This is a genomic window from Enterobacter sp. Bisph1, from assembly GCF_000814905.1.
In the GTDB taxonomy this organism is placed as follows: domain Bacteria; phylum Pseudomonadota; class Gammaproteobacteria; order Enterobacterales; family Enterobacteriaceae; genus Kosakonia.
The window spans coordinates 63165-84300 of the sequence record NZ_JXAG01000043.1 but is presented as its reverse complement, the minus strand read 5'-3'; the positions used below and the strand labels follow the sequence as shown (position 1 = coordinate 84300).

The 21136-nt window shown below is 54.9% G+C and carries 19 protein-coding genes; 8 read left to right on the top strand and 11 right to left on the bottom strand.

What is annotated here, in order from left to right:
- Nucleotides 1-130 precede the first annotated feature (130 nt).
- The 3 genes from RW65_RS14210 (at nucleotide 131) to yacL (ending at nucleotide 5109) form a co-directional block, all read left to right on the top strand.
- Nucleotides 131-1558 (top strand): hypothetical protein, encoded by a 1428-nt coding sequence (locus RW65_RS14210; RefSeq protein WP_039057424.1) that lies wholly within the window; start codon nucleotides 131-133, stop codon nucleotides 1556-1558.
- A gap of 402 nt (nucleotides 1559-1960) precedes the next feature.
- Entirely contained in the window at nucleotides 1961-4558 is a 2598-nt protein-coding gene (acnB, locus tag RW65_RS14205; RefSeq protein ID WP_156124005.1) for a bifunctional aconitate hydratase 2/2-methylisocitrate dehydratase, read from the top strand.
- Nucleotides 4559-4746: 188 nt separating this feature from the next.
- Nucleotides 4747-5109: a protein YacL gene (gene yacL, locus RW65_RS14200; protein WP_039057422.1), complete on the top strand. Its 363-nt coding sequence runs from the start codon at nucleotides 4747-4749 to the stop codon at nucleotides 5107-5109.
- Nucleotides 5110-5137: 28 nt separating this feature from the next.
- Here yacL and speD read toward each other — a convergent pair whose 3' ends face one another.
- The 3 genes from speD to RW65_RS14185 all read right to left on the bottom strand — a co-directional run bounded on the left by speD (nucleotide 5138) and on the right by RW65_RS14185 (nucleotide 7245).
- Nucleotides 5138-5932 (bottom strand): adenosylmethionine decarboxylase, encoded by a 795-nt coding sequence (gene speD / locus RW65_RS14195; RefSeq protein ID WP_039057421.1) that lies wholly within the window; start codon nucleotides 5930-5932, stop codon nucleotides 5138-5140.
- 20 nt (nucleotides 5933-5952) lie between these two features.
- Nucleotides 5953-6813: a polyamine aminopropyltransferase gene (speE, locus tag RW65_RS14190; RefSeq protein ID WP_039057420.1), complete on the bottom strand. Its 861-nt coding sequence runs from the start codon at nucleotides 6811-6813 to the stop codon at nucleotides 5953-5955.
- 84 nt (nucleotides 6814-6897) lie between these two features.
- Nucleotides 6898-7245: a YacC family pilotin-like protein gene (locus RW65_RS14185; RefSeq protein ID WP_039057517.1), complete on the bottom strand. Its 348-nt coding sequence runs from the start codon at nucleotides 7243-7245 to the stop codon at nucleotides 6898-6900.
- Between the two features lie 144 nt (nucleotides 7246-7389).
- On the opposite strand from RW65_RS14185, the gene cueO reads away from it, so the two are divergent.
- Nucleotides 7390-8958 (top strand): multicopper oxidase CueO, encoded by a 1569-nt coding sequence (cueO, locus tag RW65_RS14180; RefSeq protein ID WP_039057419.1) that lies wholly within the window; start codon nucleotides 7390-7392, stop codon nucleotides 8956-8958.
- A gap of 39 nt (nucleotides 8959-8997) precedes the next feature.
- On the opposite strand, the gene RW65_RS14175 is transcribed toward cueO, so the two are convergent.
- Nucleotides 8998-11388, bottom strand: a complete 2391-nt coding sequence (locus RW65_RS14175; RefSeq protein ID WP_039057418.1) for a glucose/quinate/shikimate family membrane-bound PQQ-dependent dehydrogenase — start codon at nucleotides 11386-11388, stop codon at nucleotides 8998-9000.
- A 201-nt stretch (nucleotides 11389-11589) separates the two neighbouring features.
- On the opposite strand from RW65_RS14175, the gene hpt reads away from it, so the two are divergent.
- A complete protein-coding gene (gene hpt, locus RW65_RS14170; RefSeq protein WP_052250317.1) occupies nucleotides 11590-12126 on the top strand; it encodes a hypoxanthine phosphoribosyltransferase in 537 nt (178 codons plus the stop codon).
- A 28-nt stretch (nucleotides 12127-12154) separates the two neighbouring features.
- Here hpt and can read toward each other — a convergent pair whose 3' ends face one another.
- Entirely contained in the window at nucleotides 12155-12817 is a 663-nt protein-coding gene (can, locus tag RW65_RS14165) for a carbonate dehydratase (protein WP_039057417.1), read from the bottom strand.
- A 107-nt stretch (nucleotides 12818-12924) separates the two neighbouring features.
- Between can and RW65_RS14160 the strand changes: the two genes are divergently transcribed.
- From RW65_RS14160 to RW65_RS14150, 3 genes are all read left to right on the top strand, one after another.
- A complete protein-coding gene (locus RW65_RS14160; protein WP_039057416.1) occupies nucleotides 12925-13851 on the top strand; it encodes an ABC transporter ATP-binding protein in 927 nt (308 codons plus the stop codon).
- Nucleotides 13848-14618, top strand: coding sequence for an ABC transporter permease (locus RW65_RS14155; RefSeq protein WP_039057415.1), 771 nt, complete (start codon nucleotides 13848-13850; stop codon nucleotides 14616-14618). Before RW65_RS14160 ends, RW65_RS14155 begins: the two co-directional genes overlap by 4 nt.
- Before the next feature lie 132 nt (nucleotides 14619-14750).
- Entirely contained in the window at nucleotides 14751-15995 is a 1245-nt protein-coding gene (locus RW65_RS14150) for a polysaccharide deacetylase family protein (RefSeq protein ID WP_039057414.1), read from the top strand.
- A gap of 4 nt (nucleotides 15996-15999) precedes the next feature.
- On the opposite strand, the gene panD is transcribed toward RW65_RS14150, so the two are convergent.
- From panD to gluQRS, 6 genes are all read right to left on the bottom strand, one after another.
- On the bottom strand, nucleotides 16000-16380 hold the full coding sequence (panD, locus tag RW65_RS14145) for an aspartate 1-decarboxylase (RefSeq protein ID WP_020456583.1): 381 nt from the start codon (nucleotides 16378-16380) through the stop codon (nucleotides 16000-16002).
- Nucleotides 16381-16511: 131 nt separating this feature from the next.
- Nucleotides 16512-17366: a pantoate--beta-alanine ligase gene (gene panC / locus RW65_RS14140; protein WP_039057413.1), complete on the bottom strand. Its 855-nt coding sequence runs from the start codon at nucleotides 17364-17366 to the stop codon at nucleotides 16512-16514.
- An 11-nt stretch (nucleotides 17367-17377) separates the two neighbouring features.
- Complete coding sequence (gene panB / locus RW65_RS14135; protein ID WP_039057412.1) at nucleotides 17378-18169, bottom strand: 3-methyl-2-oxobutanoate hydroxymethyltransferase; 792 nt, start codon at nucleotides 18167-18169, stop codon at nucleotides 17378-17380.
- Between the two features lie 108 nt (nucleotides 18170-18277).
- Nucleotides 18278-18757 carry a 2-amino-4-hydroxy-6-hydroxymethyldihydropteridine diphosphokinase gene (gene folK, locus RW65_RS14130; protein ID WP_039057411.1) on the bottom strand — a complete coding sequence of 160 codons (480 nt, stop codon included), beginning with the start codon at nucleotides 18755-18757 and terminating at the stop codon, nucleotides 18278-18280.
- Nucleotides 18754-20151: a polynucleotide adenylyltransferase PcnB gene (gene pcnB, locus RW65_RS14125; protein ID WP_231564393.1), complete on the bottom strand. Its 1398-nt coding sequence runs from the start codon at nucleotides 20149-20151 to the stop codon at nucleotides 18754-18756. Before pcnB ends, folK begins: the two co-directional genes overlap by 4 nt.
- Nucleotides 20152-20206: 55 nt before the next feature.
- Nucleotides 20207-21103, bottom strand: a complete 897-nt coding sequence (gene gluQRS / locus RW65_RS14120) for a tRNA glutamyl-Q(34) synthetase GluQRS (protein ID WP_039057409.1) — start codon at nucleotides 21101-21103, stop codon at nucleotides 20207-20209.
- Nucleotides 21104-21136 lie beyond the last annotated feature (33 nt).

Below are 21136 nucleotides of genomic sequence, written 5' to 3'. Positions count from 1 at the left end.
TTTCTGGCTCGCTTTTTCTTTTGTGTTGTGCGAAGAAACCAGCGTTATCCTCTCGTCCGTATAAAGTTTGTGCAAAAACTGCCGATGTTATGTGTCTACCATTACCGGTGCGAGAGGGAGTTTCATCGTCATGATCCGCGGACTTAATTTTGCTCTACAGCTGCCTGACGTGACGCGCGTCAGCACGTCAACAAAGGTGGGTGCGTCGTCAGCACGCGCCGCCAGCGAGAATAGCGCCGCCGATAATAATGCCTCGGCAAAAGTCATTTTCGGTAGCCAATCGTCAGACATTGCGGCGGTCTACAGCCTGTCACCGAAAAAAATGAGCGCCAATGCGGTGCAGCAGTTAAACCCGGTTATCGAAGGGCTGATGCACACCGCGCAGAGCAGCAGTTCTATCTCGTCGCTGGCGACCCTTGGCAGCACGCTATTGGGTAACCTGAAAGAGAACCGTGGCGATGTCACCCAGGCCGTCACCGGCGTGGCGGCAGAGACCGCGAGTGCAGCCAATAAATTCGCCGTTACCTTAAGCGTGGTGACAAAATCCGGCTCAACCGTGAATCTGACCATGACGCAGCAGGATGATGGTCTGGCCGTTGAGATGAAAACGGAGGGCGAAGCCTTAAGCGATGATGATGCCGCTGCGGTGGCGAGCCTCGGCGACGCGCTGAGTAAAACCCTCAACGGACTTGGGCAAATGCCGCCAAAACTCGATATCGGCGGTTTAACCAACTTTGATAATAAACTTTTGCAGTCGGTGGATCTAAAAACCGATGTGCGCAACGGAGAAGATTCACTCCAGTCGCTGAATTTCCATGCCGATGATAAAGAACGCGCCATCGCTTATCAGGATGGTGACTTCTCATTGAAGATGAGCAGCGATCTTTCGAAACCTGGCCTCGCTGGCAGCCATGCCCAGCAACAGCAGGCTCTGAAAGCCTATGATGATAAATTCGATAAAGCGCGCCTCGCGGGTAACGGCGATCGCGGCCAGATGGAGACGATGAAGTCGGTTTTCCGCGCCTTGAATAGCACCAGCGACGCAGAAAGTGCCAGTGCCTTACGCGGGCAAAATCTTATGCTCAGCGCGAACGGTGTGTCGCAATTAAGCGGGCTCAATGATTTTTCTCTGTCGTTCACGCAAGCCGAGAAATCACCTAACCCGGCCCATGAAAATGAGAAAGATCGCTTCTCCTATGCTGCTTCGCAATCCTCTGAAGTGCAGGCGCATGACGATGGTGCGAAAACCGTTAAACAGACAACGCGCAGCCATCTGAGCGCCGCCTGGCACGATGCTATCGATCCGTCGATTCCGCTGGCGTTGAACAAGATGAAATCATCGCAAAACTATCTCTATCATCTGGTGGAAAATGATGATGAGAATACCACCACGCTGAATGTTAACGGGCGCGGGATGCTGACCAGCGTTGGCCATGATGAGAAAGTTGACCACCGCTCAACGGTGAAAAAGTATGTGCTGGATAAAATGGTTGATGAAACCGTCACGCCAGAAAAATACGCCAACAGTAGCCTGCGCTCTTTTATGGCCACCGCGTAACCATCACGTAACGAAACGGCTCTGCGGAGCCGTTTTACTTTATCTGACCGCGAGCATCCTACCGCTTTAAACGATTATTGCGTCTGCATTATTTCGCCCTTAACGATTCAGCTAATATTTAATGTTGCTTTTTTGTAAACGGATTAACACCCCCTGAAAATCCTGCTATGCTGCCCGACGCGGTACCGGGCTCTTACCCTACAAACTGCTGTCTCACAGGAGCGTGAAGTGAAGATAACGCCCGTACACGAAACCTTTCACGTTGCGTCAAAGTGACAAAAGCGCGAATCCTGACTGCTTACTCGAGTAAGTGACCGGGAAAGCCTTCGCCACGAATGTTGAGGTAACGTGAAGTAAGAAAGTGTATGCCGCACTATGACAATGAGAGCGAGGAGAACCGTCGTGCTAGAAGAATACCGTAAGCACGTAGCCGAACGTGCCGCTGAGGGGATTGCGCCAAAACCATTAGATGCAACCCAAATGGCAGGGCTTGTCGAGCTGCTGAAGAATCCGCCTGCTGGCGAAGAAGAATTCCTGATTGACCTGCTTTCTAACCGTGTCCCGCCGGGCGTTGATGAAGCCGCCTATGTCAAAGCGGGTTTCCTTGCCGCTATCGCCAAAGGCGAAGCCACCTCCCCACTGGTGTCCCCTGAAAAAGCCGTTGAACTGCTGGGCACCATGCAGGGCGGGTATAACATTCATCCGCTAATTGACGCGCTGGACAATGACAAACTCGCGCCGATCGCCGCGAAAGCGCTGTCGCAAACGCTGCTGATGTTCGATAACTTCTACGACGTGGAAGAGAAAGCGAAAGCGGGTAACGCCTATGCGAAACAGGTGATGCAATCCTGGGCAGATGCCGAATGGTTCCTCAATCGCCCGGCGCTGGCGGAAAAAATCACCGTCACCGTGTTTAAAGTGACCGGCGAAACCAACACCGACGATCTCTCTCCGGCACCGGATGCCTGGTCGCGCCCGGATATCCCTCTGCACGCGCTGGCAATGCTGAAAAACGCCCGTGAAGGCATCGAGCCGGATCAGCCGGGTGCCGTTGGCCCGATCAAACAAATTGAAGCGCTGGCGAAGAAAGGTTTCCCGCTGGCCTATGTCGGTGACGTTGTCGGTACCGGTTCTTCACGTAAATCCGCCACCAACTCCGTGCTGTGGTTTATGGGTGATGACATCCCGTTTGTGCCGAACAAGCGCGGCGGTGGCCTGGTGCTGGGCGGCAAAATCGCGCCGATTTTCTTTAACACCATGGAAGATGCCGGCGCGCTGCCGATCGAAGTGGATGTTAACAGCCTGAATATGGGCGACGTGATTGATGTTTACCCATTCAAAGGCGAAGTGCGCAATCACCAAACCGGCGAACTGCTGGCGAACTTTGAGCTGAAAACTGACGTACTGATTGATGAAGTGCGCGCCGGTGGCCGTATTCCGCTGATTATTGGTCGCGGACTGACCACCAAAGCCCGCGAAGCCCTTGGTCTGCCGCACAGCGACGTATTCCGTCAGGCGAAAGATGTTGCGGTTAGCAGCCGTGGTTACTCGCTGGCGCAGAAAATGGTCGGCCGCGCCTGCGGCGTTGACGGTATTCGCCCTGGCGCTTACTGCGAACCGAAAATGACTTCTGTGGGTTCTCAGGATACCACCGGGCCGATGACCCGCGATGAGCTGAAAGACCTGGCCTGCCTGGGCTTCTCCTCGGATCTGGTGATGCAGTCCTTCTGCCATACCGCCGCCTATCCGAAGCCCGTTGACGTGACGACGCACCATACGCTGCCGGACTTTATTATGAACCGCGGCGGTGTCTCTCTGCGTCCGGGCGATGGCGTTATCCACTCGTGGCTGAACCGTATGCTGCTGCCGGATACCGTGGGTACCGGCGGTGACTCCCATACCCGTTTCCCAATCGGTATCTCCTTCCCGGCAGGTTCTGGTCTGGTGGCGTTTGCCGCCGCGACCGGCGTGATGCCGCTGGATATGCCGGAATCGGTGCTGGTGCGCTTTAAAGGCCAAATGCAGCCGGGTATTACCCTGCGCGATCTGGTGCACGCGATCCCGCTGTACGCCATCAAACAGGGTCTGCTGACCGTTGAGAAGAAAGGCAAGAAAAACATCTTCTCCGGCCGCATTCTGGAGATCGAAGGTCTGCCGGATCTGAAAGTCGAGCAGGCGTTTGAACTGACCGATGCGTCCGCTGAACGTTCTGCTGCTGGCTGTACCATTAAGCTCAACAAAGAGCCGATTATCGAGTACTTAAGCTCTAACATCGTGCTGCTGAAGTGGATGATTGCTGAAGGCTACGGCGACCGCCGTACGCTGGAGCGCCGTATCCAGGGCATGGAAAAATGGCTGGCGGATCCGCAACTGCTGGAAGCGGATGCCGACGCGGAATACGCGGCGGTGATCGAGATCGATCTGGCGGAAATCAAAGAGCCGATCCTGTGTGCGCCGAACGATCCGGACGACGCGCGTCTGCTCTCTGATGTGCAGGGTGCCGATATCGATGAAGTGTTTATCGGGTCTTGTATGACCAACATCGGTCACTTCCGTGCCGCAGGTAAACTGCTGGACAGCCACAAAGGTCAGCTGCCGACCCGCCTGTGGGTTGCGCCGCCGACGCGTATGGATGCGGCACAGCTGACGGAAGAGGGCTACTACAGCGTCTTCGGTAAGAGCGGTGCGCGTATTGAGATCCCGGGCTGCTCCCTGTGCATGGGTAACCAGGCGCGTGTAGCGGACGGCGCGACGGTGGTTTCCACCTCGACGCGTAACTTCCCGAACCGTTTAGGCACCGGCGCGAACGTCTACCTGGCCTCTGCAGAGCTGGCGGCGGTTTCGGCGCTGTTAGGTAAACTGCCCACGCCGGAAGAGTATCTCAACTTTATGTCGCAGGTGGATAAAACCGCCGTGGATACTTACCGCTATCTAAACTTCGACAAGCTTGATCAATATACCGAGAAAGCTGACGGCGTGATTTTCCAGACCGCCGTCTGACAGCGAGAGCCACCCTGCGGGGTGGCTTTTTTTTTATCCGCCTTTTGCCTGCTTACCCTCCTTTACGTCTACTTTCCCGGCGCTTTCAACAATATTTCCCTTCGCTGCCGTCTGCTGCGCTTTTTTTCTTGTATTGTGCTGCGATAATTACGGTATAGGCAGCCTTTGGCCTGCATGAGGAAGCGATTATGGATTATGAATTTTTGCGCGATGTCACCGGGGTGGTAAAGGTGCGCATGTCGATGGGCCACGAAGTGGTCGGTCACTGGTTTAATGAAGAAGTCAAAGAGAACCTGGCGCTGCTGGATGAAGTTGAGCAGGCGGCGCATACAGTGAAAGGCAGCGAGCGCTCCTGGCAGCGCGCCGGGCATGAGTACACGCTATGGCTGGATGGCGAAGAGGTGATGATTCGCGCCAATCAGCTGGAATTTACCGGCGATGAGATGGAAGAGGGGATGAACTACTACGATGAAGAGAGCCTCTCCCTGTGCGGCGTGGAGGATTTTCTTCAGGTGGTCGCCGCCTATCGGCAGTTCCTCAAACAGCGGTAATCAGGGCGCGTCCCGACGCCCTTTTGCCTTATACGGCCGGAATATTGCGGCCGTAGTAAATCTCGCGCATCTCTTTCCACAGCGCTTCGGTGATCTCTTTGCGCTCCTGCGCGGTTAACTCTTCCGGTTTGGTATGGAACATGTAGTGCTTAAGATCGAACTCCTTAAGCAGCATTTTGGTATGGAAGATATTTTCCTGATAAACGTTCACATCCACCATGTCGTACAGGGATTTAATGTCATTGGACATAAAGTTCTGAATCGAATTTATCTCATGATCGATAAAGTGTTTCATGCCGTTGACGTCGCGGGTAAAACCGCGCACGCGGTAATCGACGGTGACGATATCGGATTCGAGCTGGTGAATCAGATAGTTCAGGGCTTTTAGTGGTGAAATCACGCCGCAGGTAGAGACTTCGATATCCGCGCGGAAGGTGCACAAACCGCCTTCCGGGTGGCTTTCCGGGTAGGTATGCACGCAGATATGGCTTTTATCCAGATGCGCTACCACCGCTTCCGGCAGCGGGCCGGGATGCTCGGTTTTATCGATAAGCTGCGGGTCGACAGGCTCTTCGCTCACCAGAATCGTCACGCTTGCCCCCTGCGGCTCGTAATCCTGACGGGCGATATTCAGGATATTGGCACCAATAATATTGCAGGTCTCGGTGAGGATCTCCGTCAAGCGGTTGGCGTTATAGAGCTCATCAATATAAGCAATATAGCCATCACGCTCTTCTGCGGTCTTGGCGTAGCAGATGTCGTAGATACAAAAACTCAGGCTTTTGGTCAGGTTGTTAAAGCCGTGTAGCTTAAGCTTTTTCAAGGGTTATCACCTCCCGAGTGTTACCGTGCAGCCAGTGCGTTGAGTAAATATTGCGGCAGAGAGAAGGCTGCCGTATGGACTGCCGGGTTGTAATAGTTGCAGGTGAGGTTAGCACTGTGGAAGCGGGCGGCGATAATCTCCGTCGACAGCCGGCGCAGCGCTTCATTATCCGTGCCCCAGGCGAAGGTCATGATACCGCCGTAGTAAGTGGGCACCGCAGCCTGGTAAAAACTGACATCGCGAAAATAGGGGCTCAGCTTGCGGTAGCTGCCCACTGCTTCATCCTGCTGTAAGAAGCTCACACCATTTTGCGCAACAAATATACCGCCCTGATTGAGGCAGCGTTTACAGCCTTCATAAAAGGCAGAGGTGAACAGGCTCTCCCCGGGACCAACGGGATCGGTGCAGTCGGAGATGATCACATCAAAGGTCTGGTCAGTGTGATTAACAAAATTGACGCCGTCGTCGATCACCAGCGTAAAGCGCGGATCGTCATAGGCACCCGCGTTATGCTTCGGCAGATACTGGCGGCAGAAAGAGACCACGCCCGCATCTATTTCCACCATGGTGATGGTTTCAATGTTTTTATGCCGCGTTACTTCGCGCAGCATTGCGCCGTCGCCGCCGCCGATAATCAGCACATGTTTCGCATGACCGTGGGCCAGCAGCGGAACATGGGTCATCATTTCGTGGTAAATAAACTCGTCACGTTCGGTGGTCTGTACCACGCCATCCAGCGCCATTACGCGACCAAAGGCGGCGTTCTCGAAAATAATCAGATCCTGATGATCGGTTTTTTCGTGATACAGCACCTTATCCACGGCAAAGTATTGCCCAAAATGGTCGTGCAGCGTCTCTTGCCATACGTTGTTTTCGGCCATCGGTAGCTCCTGTGTAAACCCCAGCGAAACGGGCGCAACATCCTGGCTAACCCGGATTAGCGATGCACGGTTAAACCTTCGGCATTATTTAACGTAGGCGAGCAGGCTCAGGGAGTCGCGGGCGAGGGCTTTACACTTCTTAGCGGTTGGAATTCCAATGCCGCTCAGATCGCGGTAACTCTCTTCGCCCAGGGATTTCATATCCAGGCTGTCATAGTTACTGAGATCCCACTGGTTTTGCTGGGCAAAAAATACCAGCGCGCGGCGGATCTGCCCATTTGGCAGGTTGTTATAACCGCAGTCGTTTTTCAGAAATACAAACACAGCCGTCAGATCGGCCATGTCTTCAGCTTCGGATTCACTCAGGGCATAACTGTTAGCGGAGACAGCCAGCAGGCTGCCGAGAACAACTGTTCTGAAAAACGTCTTCATTATTTCTACCACGGTATAACGGAAATTAAACGTTAGCATAGTCCTCGTAAGGCGACGATATTTATTATTACCTCTTTTCTTGACCTTCCGGCAGGGGGAGGGTTTAAGCTCAAACGCTGACCTGCGATCAATAAGGAAATGGCTATGCAACGTCGAGATTTCTTAAAATATTCCGCTACGCTGGGGGTGATGAGCGCGCTGCCGCTCTGGAGCCGTCCGCTGTTTGCCGCCAGCCGTCCCGCCTTACCGATCCCGCCCTTACTGGAAGCCGACGCGCAAAGCCGTATCGCCTTAGCGATCCGCGCCGGAGAAACCCAGTTTGGCGATAAGCGCGCCACCACCTGGGGCTACAACGGCGCGCTGCTTGGGCCAGCCCTGAAGCTGCGCCAGGGGCGGGCGGTCACCGTCGATATCCGCAATACCCTTGCCGAGGAGACCACCGTCCACTGGCATGGCGTGGAAGTGCCCGGCAGCGTCGACGGTGGGCCGCAAGGTATTATCAAACCCGGCGCCAGCCGCACAGTCAGCTTTACGCCTACCCAACAAGCGGCGACATGCTGGTTCCATCCCCATCAGCATGGCAAAACCGGTCACCAGGTGGCGATGGGCCTGGCCGGTCTGGTGCTGATTGAAGATGAGCACAGCCGCACGCTGCGCCTGCCGCAGCAGTGGGGCATTGATGATGTGCCGGTGATCGTGCAGGACAAGAAATTCACCGCGCAAGGGCAGATTGATTACCAGCTCGATGTGATGAGCGCGGCGGTGGGCTGGTTTGGCGACACGCTGCTCGCCAACGGTGCTATCTACCCGCAGCACTCCGCTCCGCGCGGCTGGTTGCGCTTACGCTTACTCAACGGCTGCAACGCCCGTTCGTTGAAGTTTGCCACCAGCGATAATCGTCCGCTGTATGTGGTGGCGAGCGACGGCGGTTTTCTCGGTGAGCCGGTAAAAGTCAGTGAATTACCGATGCTCATGGGCGAACGCTTTGAGGTGCTGGTAGATATCAGTAACGGTAAGGCGTTCGATTTGCTTACCCTGCCGGTGGAGCAGATGGGAATGACCGTTGCCCCCTTTGACCAGCCGCAGCCGGTGCTGCGTATTCAGCCGTTACAGGTTACCGCTTCCGGTACCTTACCGGATACGCTGGCGGCACTCCCGGCGCTGCCTGCTCTTGACGGGCTTACGCAGCGCACCTTCCAGCTATCGATGGATCCGATGCTCGATATGATGGGGATGCAGGCGCTACAGAAAAAGTATGGCGACAGCGCAATGGCCGGCATGAAGCACCATGGGGAGATGGGCGATATGCATCAGGGAATGGGCAAGATGTCGATGGGGCACGGTGAGATGAACCACGACGGCGGCTTCGATTTCCATAATGCCAACCGCATCAATGGCAAAGCCTTTGAGATGGACGCGCCGCAGTTTGCCGCGCAAAAGGGGCAGTTCGAGCGCTGGGTTATTTCAGGCGAGGGCGACATGATGCTGCATCCGTTCCATATCCACGGCACCCAGTTCCGCATTCTCTCAGAGAATGGCAAACCACCGGCCGCGCATCGCGCAGGCTGGAAAGATACGGTGAATGTCTATGGGGCGCGCAGTGAAGTGTTAGTGCGTTTCCAGCATGACGCGCCGAAGGAGTTTGCCTATATGGCCCACTGCCATCTGCTCGAACATGAAGATACCGGGATGATGTTAGGCTTTACGGTGTAAAGAAAAACCCTCTTCCCAACGGGAAGAGGGTAAACGGTTTTATTTCGCCTCATCCGGCAGAGCATAAGCGACGATATAGTCACCCATCTTCGTACCAAACGAACCGTGACCGCCTGCGGAAATGACCACGTACTGCTTGCCATTTACTTCATAGGTCATCGGCGTTGCCTGGCCGCCTGCCGGCAGACGACCCTGCCACAGTTTCTCACCGTTGCTCATGTTATAAGCGCGCAGGTAATTATCGGCGGTAGCGGCGATAAACAGCACGTTACCGGCGGTAGAGATCGGACCGCCCAGCATCGGCATACCCAGATTGAACGGCACCGGGAACGGCATCGGGAACGGCATGCTGTCCTGCGGAGTACCAATACGTTTTTTCCATGCCACCTGGTTGGTTTTCAGATCCAGGGCGGAAATGTAACCCCAGGCCGGTTGTTTACACGGCAGGCCGAACGGCGAGAGGAACGGGTTCAGCGTGACGCCAAAAGGTACGCCATACTGCGGCTGAATACCGGATTCCGTACCGGTGCCTTTTGCATCTTTCGGCGGCTCCATCGGATTGCCAGGACCGCGCGGGATAAGCCGGGAGACAAACGGCAGCGCCATCGGGTTGGCAATCGCCACCTGACGGTTTGGATCAACGGAGATACCGCCCCATTCGAACATCCCCAGGTTACCCGGGAATACCAGCGTGCCCTGCTCGGAAGGTGGAGTGAAGATGCCTTCATAGCGCAGCTTGTGGAACATCACGCGGCACACCAGCTGGTCGAACATGGTGGCGCCCCACATATCTGCGCCGCTCAGGTTTTTCGTCGGACGGAAACTCAACTCGGAGAACGGCTGGGTTTTGCTGACGTAATCGCCTTTTGCAGCACCTTGTGGCACCGGTTTTTCCGGTGCGGGCACCACCAGCTTACCGTTGGTACGATCGAGGACGAAAATATTCCCGGTCTTCGCTGGCGCGTAGATCACCGGAACAGTTTTGCCATTAAGGGTAATGTCCGCCAGCGTCGGCTGGGACGGCATATCCATATCCCACAGATCGTGATGAACGGTCTGGTAACTCCAGGCGAGCTTACCGGTGGTGGCATTCAGCGCAACGATAGAGCTTGCGAAACGCTCCTGCTCCGGTGTGCGATTACCGCCCCAGATATCCGGCGTGCTCACACCCATCGGCAGATAGACCAAATCGAGTTTGGCATCGTAGGCCGCAGGTGCCCAGGAGTTAGGGGAGTTAAAGGTAAAGGTGTGCTGGTCCGACGGGATAGCGTTCGGATCTTTCGCACCCGGATCGAAGGCCCACAGCAGTTTACCGGTGTTAACGTCAAAACCACGGATAACGCCGGAAGTTTCGCGGGTAGAGAAGTTATCCGTTACCGAACCGGCAATGACGATGGTTTTGTCAGTGATGATCGGCGGCGACGTCGGTTCGTAGAGACCCGGCGTGGTGTCCGGCATATTGGTTTGCAGATTGAGAATACCTTTGTTGGCAAAGGTTTCGCACAGCTTACCGTTATCCGCATTCAGCGCAAACAGACGACCATCGTTGACCGGCAGGATAATGCGGCGCGGACAATCGGCCATCACATCAGGGCTTGCAGTTTCCGCGCGGGCTTCATGGTAAGAGACGCCGCGGCAGGTTACATGCTGGAAAGACGGGTTGCTGTTCAACTGCGGATCGAAATGCCACTTCTCTTTACCCGTTGCCGCATCAAGAGCAAACAGGCGCTGGTGCGCAGTACAGAGATAGAGTGTATCGCCCACTTTAATCGGCGTCACTTCGTTAGTCAGCTCACCCGGATCGTTCGGCATCTTCACATCACCGGTACGGAACACCCAGGCTTCTTTCAGGTTTTTCACGTTATCGGCGTTGATCTGTTTCAACGGTGAATAACGCTGACCTTCCTGGTTACGTCCATAGGCTGGCCAGTCACCGTCGGCGACCTGGGAAATCGGCGCGGCCGGCGTGGCATCGGCATTCAGGGTGCCATTGATCTCTTGCGGATCGTTAAAGCCCGCCCAGGTGAGGATCCCGCCGCTAATCAGCAGCACCACCACCAGCGCGGCTACTGCTCCGCTTGCCGGTACAATCAGGCGTCGCCAGACGAAGGGCAGGATCAGCCAGATACCGAAGAAAACGAGAATATCGCAGCGTGGCGTCAGCGCCCAGAAGTCGAAACCGACCTCCCAAACGCCCCATAACATGGTGGCAAGCAGCAGCGCGGCATACAGCCACAGCGCAGCACGCTTACGTTTCCACAGCAGCCAGGTTACGCCGAGCATCATCAGACCGGCGATGGGATAGTACCAGGAGCCACCGATGGCAACGAGCCAGACGCCACCGATGAGTAAATACAGCCCGCAAAAGGCTGCAAAGAGCGTCGTCAGCGTAACAAGTAGCCGCGACTGTTGAGTTTTTGTTTCCGCCATAAAACGCATCCATTGATTTGTTAATATTTTGATAGCAACTAATTATAGGAGTTAACAAGTGTGACCGTCATCACAAAATGAGCTTTGTCGTCAAATAACCCGCATTATTCGTTTTGCTGGTATACTGCGCGCCTTGCGTTTCAATCACTGGTTTTGTGCCGGTATTGAGTGATTTACTCTTTAAATCATATGGTTAGTAATATGAAACACACTGTTGAAGTGATGATCCCGGAAGCGGAGATCAAAGCGCGTATCGCTGAGCTGGGTCGTCAAATCACTGAGCGTTATAAAGATAGCGGCAGCGAAATGGTGCTGGTCGGCCTGCTGCGCGGCTCATTTATGTTTATGGCGGACCTGTGCCGTGAAGTTCAGGTTTCCCACGAAGTCGATTTTATGACCGCCTCCAGCTACGGCAGCGGCATGTCGACCACCCGCGATGTGAAAATCCTCAAAGATCTTGATGAAGACATTCGTGGCAAAGATGTGTTGATCGTCGAAGATATTATCGATTCCGGCAATACGCTGTCGAAAGTGCGCGAGATCCTGCGCCTGCGCGAGCCGAAGTCGCTGGCGATTTGTACCCTGCTGGATAAGCCGTCGCGCCGCGAAGTGGACGTGCCGGTGGAGTTCGTCGGTTTTGCTATCCCGGACGAGTTTGTAGTGGGCTACGGGATTGACTACGCTCAGCGCTATCGCCATTTGCCCTATGTTGGCAAAGTAGTGATGCTGGAAGAGTAAAAAAATCGGGGCCGCTGGCCCCGATGCGTTATTTATGATTGACGTGCTTCTGGGTCAGATTTGACACGCCCTGGCGATAGCGCTGTTCCAGCGTTTCGCGGTTGGTAGCGGTCACGTCCAGATTGCGCAGCAAACCATCATGAATACCGTAGGCCCAGCCGTGGATCGTCACATTCTGGCCGCGTTTCCATGCGGACTGCATAATCGTCGAGTGGCCCAGGTTATATACCTGCTCCATTACGTTCAGTTCGCACAGCGTATCGAGGCGGCGCTCCGGCGGCATTTCGCCCAACAGCGAGCTATGTTTAAACCAGATGTCGCGAATGTGCAGCAGCCAGTTATTGATTAAGCCCAGCTCCGGGTTTTCCACGGCCGCCTGTACACCGCCGCAGCCGTAGTGGCCGCAGATGATGATGTGCTCAACTTCCAGCACATCAACAGCGTACTGCACGACAGACAGGCAGTTCAAATCGGTATGGATAACCAGGTTGGCTACATTACGGTGAACAAACAGTTCGCCGGGTTCGAGGCCGGTCAGCCGTTCAGCCGGCACGCGGGAGTCGGAGCAGCCAATCCAGAGAAAGCGTGGTTTCTGTGCTTGCGCCAGCGTTTCGAAAAACCCAGGATCTTCTTCCACCAGCATTTTTGACCAAAGTGCATTGTTGCTGATGAGTGTATTTATGTCTTTCATGGAGGTTAACGACCTGTAACCAAGTAAGTGCGTTGCGCTAATATAGGTCAACTCTTTCTCTTTTTAAACCACACATCGAGTGTCAGAAAACAGGTAATCAATAATACATGACCATTGCACTGGAGCTTGAGCAGCTTAAAAAAACCTATCCGGGCGGCGTTCAGGCGCTGCGCGGCATTGATTTACAAGTCGAAGCGGGAGATTTTTACGCGCTTCTTGGGCCAAATGGCGCAGGAAAATCAACCACCATCGGTATTGTCAGTTCGTTGGTAAATAAAACTTCCGGACGGGTTAGCGTTTTTGGTTACGATCTCGAAAAAGATGTCGTCAATACGAAACGCCAGTTGGGGCTGGTGCCGCAGGAGTTCAATTTCAACCCGTTTGAAACCGTGCAGCAGATTGTCGTTAACCAGGCGGGCTACTACGGCGTCGATCGCAAAGATGCGCTGGTTCGCAGTGAAAAGTACCTTAATCAGCTCGATTTATGGGAAAAGCGTAACGAACGTGCGCGGATGCTCTCCGGCGGGATGAAGCGCCGGTTGATGATTGCCCGCGCGCTAATGCACGAGCCCAAATTACTCATTCTCGACGAGCCAACGGCGGGGGTAGATATCGAACTACGCCGCTCAATGTGGGGCTTCTTAAAAGATCTGAATGACAAAGGCACCACCATCATTCTGACCACCCACTATCTGGAAGAGGCTGAGATGCTGTGCCGTAACATCGGCATCATCCAGCGCGGCGATCTGATTGAAAACACCTCGATGAAAGCGCTGCTGTCAAAGCTGAAATCGGAAACCTTTATTCTCGATTTAGCGCCGAAAAGCCCACTACCGAAGCTGGAGGGCTATCAATACCGGCTGGTTGATACCGCCACGCTTGAAGTGGAAGTGCTGCGCGAGCAGGGCGTTAATAGCGTTTTCAGTCAGCTGAGCGCGCAAGGTGTGCAGGTATTAAGTATGCGTAATAAAGCCAACCGTCTTGAAGAGTTGTTCGTTACGTTGGTGCATGACAGAAAAGGAGAGGGCGCATGATGCAGCTGTATTGGGTGGCGCTGAAGAGTATCTGGTACAAAGAGATTCAGCGTTTTATGCGCATTTGGGTGCAAACACTGGTGCCACCGGTGATCACCATGACCCTCTACTTTATTATTTTTGGCAACCTGATTGGTTCGCGTATCGGTGAAATGCACGGCTTTACCTATATGCAGTTTATCGTGCCGGGCTTGATTATGATGGCGGTGATCACCAACGCTTATGCCAACGTGGCCTCGTCCTTCTTTAGCGCCAAGTTTCAGCGCAACATTGAAGAACTGCTGGTAGCACCCGTGCCGACCCATGTGATCATCGCGGGCTATATCGGTGGCGGCGTGGCGCGCGGGTTATGTGTCGGTATCCTGGTGACGGCGGTGTCGCTGTTTTTCGTGCCGTTTCAGGTGCACTCATGGCTGTTTATCGGCCTGACGCTGCTGTTAACTGCGGTGCTCTTTTCCCTGGCAGGGCTGTTGAATGCGGTGTTCGCCAAAACCTTTGATGACATCAGCCTGATCCCCACCTTTGTGCTGACGCCGCTAACCTACCTGGGCGGGGTATTCTACTCGCTGACGCTGCTGCCGCCGTTCTGGCAGGCGCTGTCACACCTCAACCCCATCGTCTATATGATTAGCGGCTTCCGCTTTGGTTTTCTCGGCATCTCTGACGTGCCGCTGTTTACCACCGTCGGCGTGCTGGTGGTATTTATCATCTTCTTTTACCTGCTGTGCTGGTATTTGATTAATCGCGGGCGTGGCTTACGCAGCTAGTCCAAAGCGGTGGCTCTCTTCGGGTGAAGAGAGCCAATCCCCTGGATTAGGCGTTTTTTTAGACTAACCATCGCCGTTGGTTTTGGTTAGCGGTTGCTACAATAGGCGCAGTTTTTCTATTCGGTCCGACTCATGTCTCGTTTAATAATCCTTTTGCTCTCGCTGGTCGCCTTTGGGTCATCAGCCAGTATTGTCAGTGAACAACGCATTCCCGCGCATTACATGCAAGTAACGGAAGATGCCAATATTTGGGCGCAGGTGGGAGACAAGGTGGTGACCGTCGGCAATATCCGGGCCGGACAGATCCTGGCGGTGGTGCCGGGGGCGGAAGATTATTACGCTTTTCGCTTTGGTTTCGGCACCGGTTTTATCGATCGCGGGCATCTGGGCACCCTCTCTGGCAAGGAGCGGGTAGAAGACAGTCTCGGCGATCTGAATAAACCTCTCAGTAACCAAAATCTGATCACCTGGCAAGATACGCCCCTGTACAGCGCAGCGGATAACACCAGCGAGCGGGTAGGCACGCTGGCGGAGAATTTGCGCTATCCGATAATCGATAAGCTGAAAGATCGTTTAAATCAAACCTGGTTTCAGATCCGCATCGGCAACCGTCTGGCGTGGATCAGCAGCCTGGATGCGCAAGAAGATAGCGGTATTCCGATACTCACCTATCACCACATTCTGCGTGATGAGGAAAACACCCGTTTTCGCCATACCTCGACCACCACCTCGGTGCGCGCCTTTACCAACCAGATGACCTGGTTACGTGACCAGGGTTATACCACGCTGTCGATGTATCAGCTGGAAGGGTACGTGCGTAATCGCATGAATCTACCCGCCCGTTCAGTGGTGATAACCTTTGACGATGGGCTGAAGTCGGTGCACCGCTACGCCTGGCCGATCCTGCGTGAGTACGGTTTTAAAGCGACGGCGTTTATCATCTCCTCCCGCATTAAACTGAAGCCGCAGCCCTGGGATCCGAAATTTTTGCAGTTTATGAGCGTATCGGAGCTTAATAAAATTAAAGATGTGTTTGATATTCAGTCGCATACCCATTTTCTGCATCGGGTCGATGATACATTGCATCCGATATTACTCAGCCGTAACTATCACAATATCCTCTTTGATTTTAAACGCTCGCGCCGCGCGCTGGCGCAGTTCAATCCCCATGTGCTTTATCTTTCGTACCCGTTTGGCGGTTATGACGATAAAGCGGTGCAGGCGGCGAATGACGCAGGTTTTCATCTGGCGGTAACCACGGTGCGTGGCAAAGTGAAACCGGGGGATAACCCCTTTTTACTGAAGCGGCTGTACGTATTGAGAACGGATTCGCTGGAGACTATGTCGCGGCTGATTAGCAATCAGCCGCAGGGGTAGGGCATCAGGCAACCTGAACCGGCACGGCTTTCGCGGTGCGCTTCATCTCGTTGTCGCCATCAAAATAGGCCACTTTCGGCTGCCAGCTACGGGCAACCTCATCCGGCACGGTAACGTAGCTGGCGATAATCAGGATATCGCCAACATCGGCGCAGTGCGCTGCTGCACCGTTAACCGAGATAATGCGTGAGCCGCGCTCGCCGGCAATCGCATAGGTAGAGAAGCGTTTGCCGTTGGTGACGTTATAAATATCAATGGCTTCGTATTCCAGAATACCGGCCGCCTCAAGGAAATCCTGGTCAATGGCGCAGGAACCTTCGTAGTGCAGGTCGGCCTGCGTCACTTTGACGCGGTGGAGCTTGCCTTGCAGCATTGTGCGAATCATACATTCAACCTTCGTAACTGTAATAAACCTGAAAAGGGGCGCGGCTCCGGCAATCCCCGTCTACTTGCCCCACTGCCTGCAGGCGTAAGGGCCAGCCAGCAGTGGAGTATTGCCCGATTTTTTCGCCCTGTCTAGCAGGTCAGGTCGACGACTTTATTGTCGATCAGCCGCGCCTGACCAAGCCATGCCGCCATCAAAATTACCGCGCGTTGGCTATCGCCAGAGAGCGGCAGAAGCGTATCCGCATCGCAGATCTGCACACCGTCGGCGCGTAAACCCGCGTCGCTGAGATCCAACCCGGCAACGGCAATCAGCTCTTCAACGTTACGATCGCCCGCCCGCAATTTTTCGCCTATGGCGTTCATTACTTTGCTCAGCACCGGGGCAATCTTGCGCTCATCGGCAGTGAGATAGTTGTTACGCGAACTCAGCGCCAGGCCATCCTTCGCCCGCACCGTCGGCACGCCAACAATCTCGATATCGTAGCCCATATCCGCCACCATTTTGCGGATCAACTGCAGCTGCTGGTAATCCTTCTCGCCAAAGCAGGCGATATCCGGCTGCACCAGATTAAACAGCTTACTGACGATGGTGGAGACGCCACGGAAGTGCCCCGGGCGACTGGCACCTTCAAGCATGGTGGAGAGGCCCGGAACGTCGACAAAGGTCTGGATGTCGGTGCCCTGCGGATAGATATCTGCCGGTGCGGGCGCAAAGACAAAATCGACTTTACGTTTGGTCAGTTTTTCGCAATCTTCCTGCAGGGTGCGCGGGTAGCGTACCAGGTCATCCTTTCGATCAAACTGCATCGGGTTGACGAAAATACTCACCACCACCACATCGGCGCGGCTTTTCGCTTCATCTACCAGCTTCATATGGCCTTCGTGGAGGTTGCCCATCGTTGGCACCAGCGCAACCCGTTTGCCTTCCTGACGAAGCCTGCGCATGTGTTGGCGCAGCAGCGGGAGGGTTTCAATAATCAGCACTACAAGGCTCCTTAATGGAAACTGTGTTCTTCACCCGGATAGGCTCCGGATTCGACGTCGGCAACATACTGCCTGACCGCTGCGCGCATGTCGCCTGCTTCACTGAGGAAATTTTTGGCGAATTTCGGGATATGTCCACCGGTAATGCCGAACGCGTCATGCATCACCAGAATCTGGCCGTCTGTGACATTACCTGCGCCAATGCCAATCACCGGAATGGTGAGCTCGTCGGTAATACGCTGCGCCAGCGCCACGGGTACGCACTCCAGCACCAGCAGCTGCGCACCAGCGGCTTCCAGCGCCAGTGCATCGTCCAGCAGCCCCTGCGCCGCATAGCCGCGCCCTTGTACTTTGTAGCCGCCGAAAATGTTTACCGACTGCGGCGTTAGTCCCAGGTGACCGCATACCGGTACGGCGCGCTCGGTAAGCATTTTTACCGTCGGTGCCAGCCAGCGACCGCCTTCGATTTTCACCATATTAGCGCCCGCACGCATCACCACGGCGGCGTTGTCAAACGCCTGCTCCGGCGTGGCATAGGCCATAAACGGCAGGTCGGCGAGCAGCAGGCAGCCGGGTGCGCCGCGGCGGACGGCCTGCGTGTGATAGGCGATATCGGCCACCGTCACCGGCAGGGTAGAGTCATGGCCCTGGACCGTCATGCCCAGCGAATCACCCACCAGCATTACGTTAATCCCTTCTTCGGCAAACAGCTTCGCAAAGCTGTAGTCGTAGGCGGTGATAGTGGCAAAGCGTTTTTTTTCCTGTTTGCATTTATGCAACCAGGTGATGGTGGTGGTTTTCATAATGTTTCCTGATAAACGAAAGCAAATGAGGCGCATTCTAGCAGTAACATTTATCCCGGCAATGATTTTAGCCAGGCTGTGGGAAGTGGGGCGGGGGAAAACAAAAAATTACCAGGCGTCGGGTTTGGGCGCGTCCAGCAGCGTTAAGATTTCCTGCAGTGAGGTGCCGTCCGGGAAGCATATATCGGGCGCGATTTCGAACAGCGGCCACAGCATAAAGCCACGGTTTTTCATGTCGTAGTGCGGTACCGTCAGACGTTCTGTGTTGAGACTCAGATTGCCAAACAGCATGATATCAAGATCGAGAGTGCGCGGCCCCCAGCGTTCGTCTTTACGCTCGCGGCCTTGCTGCAGTTCAATACGTTGGGTGTGGTCGAGCAGGGTTTCCGGCTCATGATCTGTTTCCAGCGCCACGGCGGCGTTGAGGTAATCCGGCTGATCCTGCGGGCCAAGGGGCGGCGTGCGGTAAAGCGAAGAGATCGTCACAATGCGGCTTTGTGGGATCTCCCCCAGGGCGGCAATCGCCGCGTTAATCTGATCGAGGGGTGACGCCAGGTTGCTGCCCAGCGCGATATACGCAAGAGTCACGCACTGCCCTCGCGGCGCGGCGCACGTTTACGCGGACGACGGTGACGACGGCGTTCCGCCGGTTCATCGCCTAAATCATTGAGCATATCTTTTTGTGCCGGCGGCGCGGAAACCTGGAACTCGCCCCACCATTTCGCCAGCCGCTGCAGTTCGCTATTATTTTCCGCTTCGGCGCGCAGCGCCAGCAGATCATAGGCGGCGCGGAATTTCGGATGCTCCATCAGCTTCCAGGCGCGTTTGCCCTGGCGACGGGACATACGCAGCTGCAGCTGCCAGATATCCCGGGTCAGCGTGGTAATGCGTTTTGGAATCGCCAGCGAACGGCAGGCTTCATCCAGCACATCGTTCATCGCCAGCGCAAAGGCGTCAAAATAGGCCAGACCGCCCTCCTGGGTAATGCGCTGGGCATCTTCCAGCAGCGGATACCAGAACATGGCGGCAAACAGAAACGCCGGATTAACGCGCATATCGTTGTGAATGCGGTTATCGGTGTTCTTCAGCACCTGTTCAATAATGCGTTCCATCGGACTGTCACCTTTTTCGGTGAAGTAGCGGGTGATGGAGGGGAACAGCGGCTGGAACAGACCGTACTCACGCAATAAACGACAGGTTTCATACCCGTAACCGGCCTGCAGTAATTTCAGCGACTCTTCAAACAGGCGCGCCGGGGGAACATCGTTAATCAGGGTGGCAAGGCGCGGAATCGGCTCGGCGGTCTCTTCGCTGATACGCATATTCAGCTTGGCGGCAAAGCGCACCGCGCGCAGCATGCGCACCGGATCTTCACGGTAGCGGGTTTCGGGATTGCCAATCAGGCGAATCACGCCCTCTTGCAGATCGCGCATACCGCCGACGTAATCGCGCACGGTAAAGTCGGCCACGCTGTAATAAAGGCTATTAATGGTGAAGTCGCGGCGCTGGGCATCTTCTTCTATTGATCCGAAGATATTGTCGCGCAGCAGCATACCGTTTTGCCCGCGCTGCGAAATAGCGCGGTCGGTTTGCTGCTCGTCGTGATGACCACGGAAGGTGGCGACTTCAATAATTTCCGGCCCGAACATCACATGCGCCAGGCGGAAACGGCGGCCGACCAGGCGGCAGTTGCGGAACAGTTTACGTACCTGATCCGGCGTGGCGCTGGTGGTCACGTCAAAATCTTTTGGTTTTTTGCCCAGCAATAAATCGCGCACGCCGCCGCCTACGAGGTAGGCTTCGTAGCCCGCTTTATTCAGACGATAGAGCACTTTGAGCGCATTTTCACTGATATCTTTGCGGGAAATAGCGTGCTGCTCACGCGGGATAACCGCCATCTGCGGTTGCGCCATAGCCTCAACGACCATGCTCTCTTCGCGGCTTAGCACCTTGCGGCAAAAATTAGCGACTCGGGTAAAAATAGTACACCTCGGTAGTGTCAAACGTCAGGACAAAAAAATAGCGGCTAATCATAGCTCAGCGCGAGCCGTTTGAGAATGCTGTATTCGCATCCGCGGCTTCAGGAACACGGCAGAGTGCCCAGTTTGCCACCGCTTTTTGCAGCAGCGCATCAATGCGCAGATCCTGCCACTCATTTGTTACATCCTGGTTCAGGAATTGTAAAGCCCTGATTATTACCGGGCGCGGATCCCCGTCAGGTAAAGCCGGGGCGTGGTTTTGTTTGGAAAGCTTATTGCCTTGTGCATTCAGCGCCAGCGGCAAATGGATGTAGCCCGGCACGGGCCAGCCAAATTGGCGATAGAGGGAAATTTGCCGCACCGTCGGTTCGATAAGATCCGCCCCGCGCACGATCTCTGTGACACCCTGAAAATGGTCATCGACCACCACCGCAAGGTTGTAGGCAAATAATCCATCACGACGGTGAATGATAAAGTCTTCCCGCGCCAGTTTTTCGTCGGCGGTTATGCGCCCGCGCAGTTTATCGTCGAAGTGCAGCACCGGATGGTGCTGAGCCAGCCGGACGGCGGCATTGGTTGGACCGTGGTTCAAAGTCCGGCAATGTCCATCGTAGATACCGCCAAGGCTTTGGATACGCGCCCGCGTACAGGTGCAGAAATAGCTCATCCCTTCACGCTGAAGATGATTAAGGGCTTCACGGTAGGCATTATGGCGCTGAGATTGCCAGACAATGTCGCCATCCCAGTGCAGCCCGTAATGTTCAAGCTGACGCAGAATGGTGCTGGCGGCACCCGGCACTTCACGCGGAGGATCAATGTCTTCAATGCGTACCAGCCAGCTGCCATGGCTGGCGCGCGCTTGCAGGTAGCTGCCGAGAGCGGCAATTAACGAACCGAAATGCAGTTCTCCGGACGGGGATGGCGCAAAGCGCCCAATATAGTCTGATTCAGGCATATCGCTGGCAAAAAAATATAGGCGGGAATAAAT

Bases quoted from the DNA above. Each gene is read 5' to 3' on its own strand.
- RW65_RS14155 (WP_039057415.1), top strand. From the start codon at position 13,848: ATGATGCAGCTGTATTGGGTGGCGCTGAAGAGTATCTGGTACAAAGAG.
- RW65_RS14150 (WP_039057414.1), top strand. From the start codon at position 14,751: ATGTCTCGTTTAATAATCCTTTTGCTCTCGCTGGTCGCCTTTGGGTCA.
- gluQRS (WP_039057409.1), bottom strand. From the start codon at position 21,103: ATGCCTGAATCAGACTATATTGGGCGCTTTGCGCCATCCCCGTCCGGA.
- cueO (WP_039057419.1), top strand. From the start codon at position 7,390: ATGCAACGTCGAGATTTCTTAAAATATTCCGCTACGCTGGGGGTGATG.
- RW65_RS14160 (WP_039057416.1), top strand. From the start codon at position 12,925: ATGACCATTGCACTGGAGCTTGAGCAGCTTAAAAAAACCTATCCGGGC.
- panB (WP_039057412.1), bottom strand. From the start codon at position 18,169: ATGAAAACCACCACCATCACCTGGTTGCATAAATGCAAACAGGAAAAA.
- can (WP_039057417.1), bottom strand. From the start codon at position 12,817: ATGAAAGACATAAATACACTCATCAGCAACAATGCACTTTGGTCAAAA.
- hpt (WP_052250317.1), top strand. From the start codon at position 11,590: ATGAAACACACTGTTGAAGTGATGATCCCGGAAGCGGAGATCAAAGCG.
- panD (WP_020456583.1), bottom strand. From the start codon at position 16,380: ATGATTCGCACAATGCTGCAAGGCAAGCTCCACCGCGTCAAAGTGACG.
- RW65_RS14175 (WP_039057418.1), bottom strand. From the start codon at position 11,388: ATGGCGGAAACAAAAACTCAACAGTCGCGGCTACTTGTTACGCTGACG.
- yacL (WP_039057422.1), top strand. From the start codon at position 4,747: ATGGATTATGAATTTTTGCGCGATGTCACCGGGGTGGTAAAGGTGCGC.
- RW65_RS14185 (WP_039057517.1), bottom strand. From the start codon at position 7,245: ATGAAGACGTTTTTCAGAACAGTTGTTCTCGGCAGCCTGCTGGCTGTC.
- speE (WP_039057420.1), bottom strand. From the start codon at position 6,813: ATGGCCGAAAACAACGTATGGCAAGAGACGCTGCACGACCATTTTGGG.
- RW65_RS14210 (WP_039057424.1), top strand. From the start codon at position 131: ATGATCCGCGGACTTAATTTTGCTCTACAGCTGCCTGACGTGACGCGC.